Source organism: Actinomyces sp. ICM58, assembly GCF_000283035.1.
In the GTDB taxonomy this organism is placed as follows: Bacteria; Actinomycetota; Actinomycetes; order Actinomycetales; family Actinomycetaceae; genus Pauljensenia.
This window is the reverse complement of record NZ_ALIY01000171.1, coordinates 22,525-34,441: the sequence shown is the minus strand read 5'-3', so window position 1 is coordinate 34,441 and position 11,917 is coordinate 22,525. Positions and strand designations below refer to the sequence as shown.

The 11,917-nt window shown below is 64.8% G+C and carries 6 protein-coding genes; all 6 read left to right on the top strand.

The features are described from left to right. Positions 1-357 precede the first annotated feature (357 nt). The 6 genes from HMPREF1138_RS07770 (at position 358) to HMPREF1138_RS07745 (ending at position 10,425) form a co-directional block, all read left to right on the top strand. A complete protein-coding gene (locus tag HMPREF1138_RS07770; protein WP_009058412.1) occupies positions 358-1,386 on the top strand; it encodes a hypothetical protein in 1,029 nt (342 codons plus the stop codon). Between the two features lie 196 nt (positions 1,387-1,582). Continuing rightward, positions 1,583-2,716 (top strand): hypothetical protein, encoded by a 1,134-nt coding sequence (locus tag HMPREF1138_RS07765; RefSeq protein ID WP_009058410.1) that lies wholly within the window; start codon positions 1,583-1,585, stop codon positions 2,714-2,716. Positions 2,717-3,101: 385 nt separating this feature from the next. Further along, positions 3,102-4,304: a hypothetical protein gene (locus tag HMPREF1138_RS07760; RefSeq protein ID WP_238318626.1), complete on the top strand. Its 1,203-nt coding sequence runs from the start codon at positions 3,102-3,104 to the stop codon at positions 4,302-4,304. A 136-nt stretch (positions 4,305-4,440) separates the two neighbouring features. Continuing rightward, positions 4,441-5,085: a TetR/AcrR family transcriptional regulator gene (locus HMPREF1138_RS07755; protein ID WP_009058425.1), complete on the top strand. Its 645-nt coding sequence runs from the start codon at positions 4,441-4,443 to the stop codon at positions 5,083-5,085. A 293-nt stretch (positions 5,086-5,378) separates the two neighbouring features. Continuing rightward, positions 5,379-8,954 (top strand): bifunctional proline dehydrogenase/L-glutamate gamma-semialdehyde dehydrogenase, encoded by a 3,576-nt coding sequence (locus HMPREF1138_RS07750; protein WP_009058388.1) that lies wholly within the window; start codon positions 5,379-5,381, stop codon positions 8,952-8,954. Between the two features lie 244 nt (positions 8,955-9,198). Then, positions 9,199-10,425 carry a hypothetical protein gene (locus HMPREF1138_RS07745; protein ID WP_039937479.1) on the top strand — a complete coding sequence of 409 codons (1,227 nt, stop codon included), beginning with the start codon at positions 9,199-9,201 and terminating at the stop codon, positions 10,423-10,425. Positions 10,426-11,917 lie beyond the last annotated feature (1,492 nt).

Below are 11,917 nucleotides of genomic sequence, written 5' to 3'. Positions count from 1 at the left end.
TCGCTTGGCGGTCGGGGAGCGCGTCGTATCCGTAGTGTGACACGGCTTTGACTCTCGGCTGGTGGCGTGTGATCATGGGCACGTCTTTTTGACCGGTGGTTGGTATTGGTGTGTTTGTCGCCCGATGCTGGCCCCGGACCATCAGCGCATCGTGAGGAGCGAGTCGTGAGTACTGACAATAACGAAACTACCGGCAGCGAGATACCTGCACCGTCCCCGGCTGGGGTCGATCCAACTTCTGGCGCCGCCCCCATTCCCGGGCCCGGTGTCGCGCATGTTCCGGGGTCCGGTGTCGCGCCTGTTCCGGGGCCCGGTGCCGGGCCTGTTCCGGGGCCTGGTGGGGTTCCCGCCTCGGGGGTGTCCTTCACGCCGGTCTCGCCTGGCGCGCGTAAGCGCGTGAAGGTGATCGGAGCGCTGGTTGGTGTTCTCGTGGTGCTGGTGATCGCCGGCGTGGTGGCGCTCAAGGTTGTCAATAGTTCGCGCACGCCCGAGGCCGAGGTGCGCAAGTATCTGGATCTGTTGGCTTCCGGTCAGGCCAGTGCGGCGACGGCGATGGTTGATCCTGGCGTGAGTAACGATCAGCGTAGCTTCCTGACCGACGACGTGATGGCCTCGGCGACGTCTCTGCTGGTCGTCGAGGACGTGGTCGCCGATAAGAATGACAGTTCTGATACGCGCATGGTGACCGCCACCATGCAGGTCAACGGGGAACGCTTCACCCACTCGTTCGTCGTCACAGCAGATAAAGCGACGATGGGGGTGCTCGATAACTGGAAGATCAAGGACTCGCTGGCGGTGCCCGTGACCGTGGACGGTGACGGGATCGGTCAGTTCTCTGTCGGTGGTACCAAGGCCTCTATCGACAAAGCAAGCTTCTTCATGGAAGGGCGTTCCTTCCTCTTCTATCCGGGCGCATACAATTTCACGCCCGTCGTGCCCAACGAGTACGTGGACTCGACTCCCGTGCCGGTCTCCGTGCTCGATGACGCGCGCACCGCGGGTGGCGATGGCGCGAGTGACGTCACCTTTAAAGCGACCTACAACGACAAGCTCGAAGCCGCCGCGCTCGAAGCAGCTCAGGCGCTCGTTGAATCGTGTGGGACATACCCGGGCAACCAGGGCGACGACTGCTCGTCCCTGATTCAGGGAGACAGCGTCACCGCTATTTCCATCAAGGAAAAGCCGACATCTCTCGATTCCTACAGCTTCGATCCAACGTCATTTTCTGGGAGCGTGACCTACACGGTCACGACAGAGGGAACGCTGTTCGCCGGAACGAGGGACGTCGGCCTGACGGTGAAGGTCGACGCGCGTTTCGATGACGACGGAATGATGATGATGACCGCCGATGGTAAGCCGGACTTTAGGGTGTCCTTCGCCTTCTAACGTCCACTGCCTGCGCCCTATACACGTGTTGCCCGTCCGCGCCTGCGGACGGGCAACCTGCATCCGCTCCGTGATCCTTCTTTGACTGACCGCGTGCGCAGCATGATACTGAGCACGCCTGAGTAGCCGGGTGACGGGACGCGCACAACGTGCCACGCGCCCGGCTGAGGATTGTCAACGTTGTGAGGAGCACACGATGGGCACTGAGAAGAATCAAGCGAACACGACACCGATACCGGAACCCCCCGCAACCCCCGCGATTCCGGCTCCGTCGACGTCCGCCGGGGGAGGCGTGGCGTCGACGCCTCCTTCCGGCCGGGGCAAGAAGCGGGCGATCCTGATCGGAATCCTCGTTGGCGTCCTCGCGGTGCTGGTGATTGCCGGCGTGGTCGCGATCAAGGTTGCCAACAGTTCGCGCACACCCGAGGCTGAGGTGCGCAAGTACCTGGATCTGCTGGCCTCTGGTCAGGCCAGTGCGGCGACCGCCATGGTTGATCCTGGCGTGCCGAACGACCAGCGTCGCTTCCTGACCGACGAGGCCATGGCCTCGTCGACCTCGCTGCTGGTCGTCGAAGAAGTGGTCGCCGACGGGAACGAGGACTCCCAGACCCGTCAGGTTTCGGCCACCGTGCAGGTGAACGGGGAGAGCTTCACCCACGCCTTCACCGTCACCAAGGACAAGCCGACGATGGGCGTTCTCAATAACTGGACGGTGAAGAACTCCCTGGCTGCGCAGGTCAGCGTCGACGCGCAGGGATACACCCAGTTCACCGTCGGAGGGGTGAGTGCCGACGCTCCGCGCAAGCTTGTCTCCGGTAAGCCGGCCACGTACTTTTTCTACCCCGGTGTCTACACGTTCACGCCCGTCGCCCCGAGCGAATACGTGGATGTCAACACCAAGACCGTTGCCGTCCTTGACGGCGTCCACGGTGGAACCGCCTACTATGCTGACGCCGCCGACGTGTCCCTGGAAGCAACCTACAGCGACAAACTGAAGGAAGCGGCGCTCGAGTCCGCGAAGGAATTCCTCAACTCCTGCGCATCCATCCCAGGCAACCAGAATTCTGACTGTCCCTCCGCCCTCAGCAGTGATGCGGTGAGCGCGATCTCCGTCAAGACGATGCCCACAACGCTGGAACCGATGGATGTGGACCCGGGGGTCTTCCAAGGTCAGGTCACTTTCGCGGTGACGTACTCCGACAAGTCCTACATGCCGGGCACGCGCGACGTTGACGCTGCGGTGGTCGTCAACGTCCAATTCGCCAACGATGGGACTCTCAAGCTCACACCGGAGGGCACACCGGACTTCTGGGTGGGCACATCCCGCTAAGGCTGGCGCCACCTTCGACACGGACGTCTGTCACGCGCGTAGCGGAGGAGACCCTCGCGGTCACTGTGATAGCGACAAGCGGCGCGGGGCTCATGCCTCGCGCCGCTACTTCTCTGATCCGGAAGGACGCCTCTGAGCTGCGTGCGATGCGTGTCCCCCTTGAAGAAAACCACGCCGCGCGGTCCGGTATCGCATGCGTGTTGAATCAGGTTATGGCGTGTGAGAAAATTGCTCGGTTTTTGTATCCACCAGGCACTCCATGACGTCCGCTTCCGGGCGCATGACGGACGCGGGGCAGAGAGGAACAACGATGAAACAGAGCAGCGAGGATAATAGCCACGGTCTGACGCCTCCTCCCGCTCCTGAGGATGCAGGAGCTCCGGCTGTGTCCGAAGCCCACGCCGTCCCTGCGCCACCTGCGGCGCAGCAGGCGCCCGCGCAGGTTGCCCCCGCAGATCAGTTTGCTGGCGTTCCCACGCCTCCCGCGCCGCAGCAGATGCCCGCGCAGGTTGCTCCCACAGATCAGTTTGCTGGCGTTCCCACGCCGCAGGTGCAGGGCTCCCTCTCCTTTACCCCCATGTCGACTACGAGCAAGCGCCGCGTCAAGCGAACCGCCATCGTCCTGGTTGCGATCGTGGTCCTTGGACTCGTGGGTGCCGTGAGCCTCATGTTCGCCAACTGGACGCGTACACCCGAGGCCCAGGTGCGCCAGTACCTGGACCTCCTGGCCGACGGCAAGGCCAGCGCGGCGACAGCGATGGTCGACCCCGGCCTGCCCAATGACCAGCGTGGCTTCCTCTCCGACGACGTCATGGCCTCGGCGAGCGCGCGCCTGGTGGTCGAGGACGTGGTTGCCGACTCGACCAGCGGGAACGTTCGCATCGTCACCGCCACGATGCAGCTCGATGGCGACCGCTTTACCCACTCCTTCCGTGTGTCCTCAGCCAAGCCCACGATGGGCTTCCTGAAGAACTGGAAGATCGAGGACGCGCTCGTGACGCGCGTGCTCGTCACCGGCGAGAAGGTCAACCGTTTCTCCGTCGGCGACGTCACGTCTTCTCTCGATGGCAGCAAGTACTCCTCGGGCACCTCCTTCGTGTTCTACCCGGGGGTCTACACCTTCACCCCGGTCGATACGGGTGAGTACGTCAGCGCTGATCCAGTCAAACAGCCCGTCAAGGCGGGGGCGAGCGACTTCCTGACGAATTCCTCGAGCGCTACCGTGGAGTTGACTGGACGGTATAACGACAAGCTCGCCCAGGAGGCTCTCAACGCCGCCGTTGATCTGACGAACTCCTGCGTGACGATCCCCGGCAATATCAACAAGGCTTGTCCCTACGCCGTTCAATCCAAGCACCTGTCGGTGCTGGAGCTGAAGTCGGCACCGACCTCTGTGAAGCAGGATGGCCCTGGGAGCGATACCTACATTGGTGAGGCAGTCTTCAGCATTCAGAGCGACTCTGGTTTCGACAAGTCTCCTCACGACGAGGATGCGACGGTGAGGGTCACCGTCAAGCTGGACTCCGACGGGAAGATCCAGCTCGACTCGGCGGGCAAGCCGGTCTTCGACGTGAAATTCGGGTTCTGACAAGGGGCGGTGCGGGGCGAGGGCTCCGCGCCGCTTCTTGTGTTGAGGGTTGTTCGCCAATTGGGTGCCACACGGCGCGTGGGACGCTATGATGGGTTGTTGGTAACTCTGTCACAGCGAGAGTGGAGCAGCCTGCATGAGCAACGACGCACAGGTAACGACGACGCGCCGGCCCGGACGCCCCAAGGCCGGTTCTGAGGACAAGAAGGCGCGCATCCTCGCCGAGGCACTGACTCTCTTCTCGACCCGCGGCTACGTGGCGACCTCCCTGGCGGATATTGCGCGGGCGTCGGATATTTCCAAGGCGGGGTTGCTCCATCATTATTCGTCGAAGGACCAGCTGTTGGCCGCTGTCCTGGACGAGCGTGATCGCCGCACGATGAGCCGCCTGCCCGACGGGGACAAGGGGACAGAGGCGGCGCTCGACGCGTGGGTGGAGATGGTGGCGCATAATCAACGTCATCCCGATGGCGTCGCCCTGTACACCGCGATGTCCGCGGCGGTCATCGATGCGAGTCATCAGGCCTACCCCTGGTTCCGTCAGCATTTGATGGCCACGATCGAATACCTGGTGGACACCCTCGAGCGCGGAAAGGCCACCGGCGAGGTTCATCCCGACGCGCCGAGCGAACAGATTGCCCGCAAACTCGTCGCGCTGTCCGATGGCTTGCAGGTCCAGTGGCTGTGTTCGCGTGCCGATGGTGGGCGCGATGTCGACATGCATGCGGTGACAGCGGGCGTCGTCTCGGATATCAAGGATCGGTGGCTTATTCGTTCTTGATCGCAGCGTTGCCTCCTCACGCTCGAAGGAGGCATGAGAACGGCAATCACACTTGTCTATGTCCAATATCACAATGGCTTGTGTTGGGCGCGGGGCTTAGGTCCCGTGCTTCCATGGTGCGACGAACGCGCCCACGGCGCCACAGAGAACCCTCAGGCGCGTTAGGATAGACAAACCAGCATGCTTTACACCGTCGGAAGCCTGGCACGCCGCAGAGCGAGGACGCGCGGTCAATGATCGGGGCGCACGTGATGCGGAGTATCCGACACTTACCCGAGCCTGGAGGGCCACGCATGACGAACGCCGCCGTTCCCACCCCACCCCGACCCAGCACGCACGGCGCCAAGGGACGCCAGTGCCCCGATGACCTGTGGAAACTGGGGGAGAGGGCCGTCACCCGAGCGCGCCGCTGGGCAGACGAGTCGGCCCACGAACCCACACCTCAATCCGCGAAGCTGCTCTCCCGGATCCTCGCCGACCCGGACGGCCTGACGTTCACCACCCGTTTCGTCGACGACGTCGTGCGTCCCGCGGACCTCGACGTGGCCAGCGCAGCCCTCCAGAAACTGGCACGGGGGCGCAAGGACTTCCTGCCCCCGGCGCTCGCCGCCGCCATGGGCCTCGGATCGAGCGCGTCGCGCCTGGCGCCGCGCAGCGTGACGGCCATCGCGCGCCGAGTCTTCCGTGAGATCGTCGGTGACCTCGTCGTCGACGCGACGGACAAGGGCCTCGGCCCGGCGCTCGTCCGCCTGCGCGCAGGCGGACACCGCCTCAACGTCAACCTCCTGGGCGAGGCCGTCCTCGGAGAGAAGGAAGCCGCCCACCGCCTCGCCGAGGTCTCCCGCCTCGTCACGCGCGAGGACGTCGACTACGTCTCCATCAAGGTCTCCGCGGTCACCGGCCCGCACAACCCCTGGGGCTTCGACGAGGTCGTCGCCCATGGCGTGCGCGCCCTGGCGCCCCTCTACCGACTCGCACGCGACAACGGGACCTTCCTGAACCTCGACATGGAGGATTACAAGGACCTGGATCTCACGATCGCCGTGTTCACCGCCATCCTCGACCAGCCGGACATGCACGGCTACGAGGCCGGCATCGTCCTCCAGGCCTACCTGCCCGACTCCCTCGGTGCCCTTCAGCGTCTCCAGGAGTGGGCGTCCGCGCGCGTCGATGCCGGCGGCTCGCGCATCAAGGTCCGCATCGTCAAGGGCGCGAACCTGTCCATGGAGAGGGTGGATGCCGAGATCCACGGATGGGAGCTCACCACCTGGCCCTCCAAACAGGCCACCGACACCAACTACAAGCGCATGCTCAACTGGGCGATGACCCCCGAGCGCACCCGCGCGATCCGCCTGGGCGTGGCCGGACAAAACATCTTCGACATCGCCTTCGCCTACGAGCTGCGCGCGGCGCGCGGCGTCGAGGACAGTGTCGAGTTCGAGATGCTTTCCGGCATGGCGACCGGCATTCAGGAGGTCGTGCGCCGCGACGTCGGCTCCCTCCTCCTGTACGTGCCCGTCGTCAACCCCCGCGAGTTTGACGTCGCCATCTCCTACCTCGTGCGTCGCCTGGAGGAAAACGCGGCCCCCGAGAACTTCATGTCCGGCGTCTTCGACATCGCCACCAACGAGGACGTGTTCGCTCGAGAGCGCGACCGATTCCTCGCCGCCCTGTCCGACGTGGATCCGCACGCGCCCATCCCCGTTCCCAACCGCTCCCAGAACCGGCTCGCGGAGCGCGACGGCGGCGTCCCGGTCGAACAGGGGAGCCTCGATGAGCGCGCCCGTCGGCCTTTCTCCTCGGAGGCTGACTCCGACCCCGCCCTGGCCGCCAACCGCCAGTGGGCGCGCGACATCGCCGAGGCCATCCCGGCCTCGACGAGAGGAGAGGAGACCGTGCGTCAGGGCGCCCAGGCCCTGGCCACGCGCGAGGCAATCGACGCGCTGATCGATGCGAGCGCCAAGGCCGCCCACGCCTGGCAAGCCCTGGCCCCCGAGGAGCGAGCCGCCGCGCTGCACCGCGTCGGCGACGTCCTCGCCGCGCGCCGAGGCGAGCTCATCGAAGTCGCCGGCTCCGAGGCTGGCAAGACGATCGACCAGGCCGACCCCGAGGTGAGCGAAGCCATCGACTTCTGCCACCACTACGCGGGTGCCTCGCTGCAGCTTACCGACGAGGCACACATGGCGGGGGCACGCTTCGTCCCCGTGGACGTCACCGTCGTCGCCTCACCCTGGAACTTCCCGGTGGCCATCCCCACCGGTGGCGTCGCGGCTGCACTGGCCGCGGGCAGCGCCGTCATCCTCAAGCCGGCGCCTCCCGCCAAGCGCTGTGCCGCGGAGCTCGTCGCGGCCTTCCACGAGGCCGGAGTCCCCAAGGACCTGGTGGCGCTCGCCCCCCTCGAGGACGGGGACGTGTCACGCCACCTGGTGACCCACGAGCGGGTTGACCGTGTCGTGCTGACCGGCTCCTACGAGACGGCGCGCCTCTTCAAGTCATGGAAACCCGACATGCATCTGCTGGGCGAGACCAGCGGCAAGAACGCCATTATCGTCACCCCGTCGGCCGACCCCGACCTGGCCGTGCGCGACATCGTCTCCTCGGCGTTCGCCCACGCCGGCCAGAAGTGCTCGGCGTCCTCCCTGCTGATCCTCGTTGGGTCGGCCGGACACTCCGCGCGCATCGCGCGCCAGCTCGTGGACGCCGCAGCATCGCTGCGGGTCGGTGCGCCCTCCGCCCTGGACTCCCAGGTGGGACCCGTGGTCGTGCCCGACGACGAGAAGGCCCTGCGCGGACTCACCACGCTAGGACCCGGCGAACACTGGGTGCTCAAGCCCCGCTGCCTGGGAGGCGGCCTGTGGACGCCGGGCATCCGCGCGGGAGTCGTTCCCGGCAGCGAGTTCCATCTCACCGAGTACTTCGCGCCCGTCCTCGGCGTCATGCGCGTCGACACGCTTGAGGACGCCATCGAGGCGGTGAACTCCGTCGACTACGGCCTCACCTCCGGGCTCCACACCCTGGATACCGACGAGCTAGCTCAATGGCTGGATGGTATCCAGGCGGGCAATCTCTATGTCAACCGTGGCATTACGGGGGCCATCGTGCGCCGCCAGCCCTTCGGCGGGTGGAAACGTTCCGCCATCGGTTCGACGACGAAGGCGGGCGGTCCCTCCTACCTGCTGGGCCTGGGCGATATCGAACCTGCCCACGATCAGCTCGCGGGACAACCCGATGCGCGGGAGAGCACGGGTCTGTCGGCCCGAGTACTCGCCCTGTACGACGCGGCGGGCGAGCACGTTGGGCAGGCGGAGCTGGCGCAGCTGCATCGCGCCGTCGTCGCCGATGCCGCCGCCTGGGCAAGCGACTACGGGGTCAACCGTGACGTCACGGGCCTGGCGTGCGAGCGTAACATCCTGCGCTACCGCCCGGCCACGGTCCTCGTCCGAGCAGAGCGAGGCAGCGCCTTGGCGGATATCGCGCGCGTGATGGCGGCGGGTATCCTCGCAGGAGGCCCCGTCACCCTGTCGGTTGCCGATCAGCTGCCCTACTCGATGATGGTCGCTATCGAGGCCGCGGGCATCGAGGTGAGCGTCGACGACAAACAGACGTGGGATGCTCGACTCGCCGCCCTGGCCGCCTCCGGCGGGTTGGGGCTGCGCGTGCGTGTCCTTGGTCCGCGCGAGGAATCCGCGCAGGATCGGTGGGTGCATGCGTGCCGCGTGAGCGCTGGTAGCCCCGACATTGCTCTGTACACCTGTGCCGTGACGACGTGCCCGCACGCCGAGCTGCTTCCCTTCCTGCGCGAGCAGGCGGTATCGTTGACGAATCACCGTTTCGGCACGCCGCTCGACTTGGCGGCCGGGCTCCTGTAGCGCTCGTATCCCTCGCTGCCCGCTCGACCCGTGTTCACGAGGTCCGGCGGGCAGCGAGGTGTCATTCGCGGCCTGTTCGCGCGGTCGTGGGGTGGATCAGCGGCGATTCCCGCTCCGCCACCTGGTGTTTTGACTTTCGTGGTCCCGGTGCTTAACGTTAGCCCTGTCTGGGTAACCATGTAGCGAGGAAGTACTCGTTGGTTACGACACGGCGCACCGCCGCTCAAGAGGTCAGGAGTGACACATGAGTACGAGTCGATACCCCCACAACGAAGATCCGCTCGCGCGGTTCGGAGCGGACATGTCGAGTGCCGGCGCGTCGTCGTCCGATGGCGTTGCCGGCGCGCAGAGGGCGCAAGTCCGCTTGTTAGAGGACGGAACCCTCGTGCGCGTGTCCACCGGACAAGTCGGCGGGCCAGAACCCGGCGCTTATCCGACAGATGCGGTCCGCAAGCGTCGTCCGCACGGTATGATCATCGCCTTCACCGTCGTGATCGCGCTGATCGGCGTGGGCGTGGCAGGCCTCGTTGTTGCCAGATCGATGCGCACTCCCGAGGCTCAGGTTCGGCGCTATCTCGGTCTGCTGTCCAGTGGGCAGGCCAGTGCCGCCTCGCGGATGGTCGATCCGGGCATTCCCAGCGAGCAACGCGTGTTCTTGACGGATGAGGTCCTCGGGGCCACGCCCAACCGTTTGACTGTCGAGGAAATCGTTGACACGGATGAGGACTCCTCGTCCTCCCTGCATCAGGTCAGGGCCACGATGAGCGTCAGGGGAGAGAGCTTTTCGCAGACCTTCCGGGTCATGAAGAGGGAGCCGACGCTAGGATTCTTCGACAACTGGGAGATTCTCGATCCCCTCATCACTCGAATCTACGTGACGGGACGCAACGTGGAGGGCATGACCGTCGACAATGTGCAAGCTACTGCTCCGCTGACGACCGATGACACCGGGCGGTGGGCCCTCCTGGCGTTCTACCCCGGTACCTACAACCTGGAACCGGAATTGTCCAGCAAGTACGTCACGGCTGATTCGGTCGTGGTTGTTGCGAAGGGAAACGACGGGCGTCCAGCGGACTCTGACGTGGTGGATGTCGAGGTGAACACCGAGTACACCCAGGACATTCGTGAGGCGGCGCTCGCAGCGATCAAGGAGAAGACTCACGCGTGCGTGACTCCCGCAGGGAATCTTGATCGTGGCTGTCCGGTTCCACTGCAGAGCCGCAATCTGGCGGTCCTGGAAGTTCAGAACGAGCCCGTCAGTGTCGAGAGCGTGGACTATGAACCGAACAAGTTCAAGTCGGACCTCTCGTTTTTGATTCGTCCTAACACGTCGGGTGGCGTGCTCCGATCGGTACCGTCAGTCGCGGTCGCGTCGCTGAGGCTCGACGAGTCGGCGTCGCTCATCCTTGACGCCGACGGCAAACCAACATTCGACGTGAGCATCGAAAGCACGAGTGTCGCCGGGTGTTGATCGGCGTGATTGCCGGGCTGTAGGACAGAACGTGTTGGTTGGGAGTTAGTCCCAGGCATCGTCGAGGGAGGGGGCCTCGGGCTAGCATGCTCGCGCCGCAGCTCCTCAGACTGGATCAACCCCATCGGGAGGATTCAACCTGATCGGGAGGATTTCACTTATTCGGGAGAATTGTAGCTGGTCGGGGGCATTCGACCTGTGAGGCGAGATGCAACCTGATCCGGAGGATTCAACCTGATCGGGTGTTTCGCCTCACCGGCCACAAGCGTCGTCGCGGAGCTGGCCAACCTTGCCCCTGCCCCGTTTCTGTCGGCGATGCCTTTCCGGCGTTTATCGGCACCCCGCCCTACACGCGCCAGTGCAGCAAGGCCCCGTTGGCGACGCCTTTCTGGCGTTTATCGGCGCCTGGCAGGGCAGGCCTGCATCAGTGAGGGTGCATTGCACCAGTGGGGGAGCGTGGCACCAGGGGTAATGGTGGGGGTTTTGCACCATTAGAAGCCTCATCACGGCGTGTCGTCGGCGTGTCGTGGCTCTATTGGTGCAATTCCCCCTGTTTGGTGGCGCCCTCGACGTGGGCTGAGCTCGACCGTGCACCTCTCATGGTGCAATTCCCCCTGTTTGGTGGCGATGAGGTCGCGGTTCGGGGTGGTGAGGTCGCGGTTCGGGGCACTGAGGTCACGGTTCGGGGCGGCGTGGCGCCCAAAGTGCAGACCACCTCGGCGAAAAACGCCGACAATGGGGTGTCGTGGGCGAGGTGGTCTACGTTTTGGGCAAAACTGTCTCGGACATGGTGTGTCGCTCGCACACGAACCCGCTATTGCGTGCGCTAACCGGCTATATCGCACGTCAACCCGCTATTCCATGTCTGGGCGGGGCTGCCCACGCTCACATTAGCGGGCCCACGTGCGCATGAGCGGACTCAGGCGCGGATCAGAGGTCCCACGTGCGAGGCGTCGGGCCCACGCGCGCGTTGCTGGTGCTCGCTCGGAGCAGTTTCGCATGCAATTCGATTGGGTGAATGTTCAACAGTGTCTACAAACGTTGCAATTCCAACGATGCGAATGCGTGGCGCGACACAGGGTCGGGGGAATTGCATGCGACATTCTTCGATAGCAGACCCGACGGGAGTTATGCGCTGCCGCCGATGGAGCAGTCGGTGGCGCAGTCGGTGGCGCCGCCAATGGAGCAGTCGGTGGCGTACCAGAGGCATGACATGGTGGGCACCCTCGGCGCTGGCGAACTGCCCCCTGACGCTCAATGTCCACACCTGGCTGCGCGTCCGCCCGCGCATCGGGCGCGTGGGGGTATTCATGCCCCACGGTGAAAAGAGCACCTTGAACACCGACTTTCCCGCGCCAGCACAACGAAAAGCCGCTACATAACCAACACGTTTTGTCCTTCGATCCCAGTTTCGCGGCGCGGGAGCGGGGCTGCCCGTACATACAAAAACTGGTGGGGTAGGCGTAACGCCTCACCCCACCAGCTGTGGTGT

Excerpts from the sequence above, each read along its gene's own strand:
- HMPREF1138_RS07765 (WP_009058410.1), top strand. The coding sequence starts at position 1,583 with ATGGGCACTGAGAAGAATCAAGCGAACACGACACCGATACCGGAACCC.
- HMPREF1138_RS07755 (WP_009058425.1), top strand. The coding sequence starts at position 4,441 with ATGAGCAACGACGCACAGGTAACGACGACGCGCCGGCCCGGACGCCCC.
- HMPREF1138_RS07750 (WP_009058388.1), top strand. The coding sequence starts at position 5,379 with ATGACGAACGCCGCCGTTCCCACCCCACCCCGACCCAGCACGCACGGC.
- HMPREF1138_RS07745 (WP_039937479.1), top strand. The coding sequence starts at position 9,199 with ATGAGTACGAGTCGATACCCCCACAACGAAGATCCGCTCGCGCGGTTC.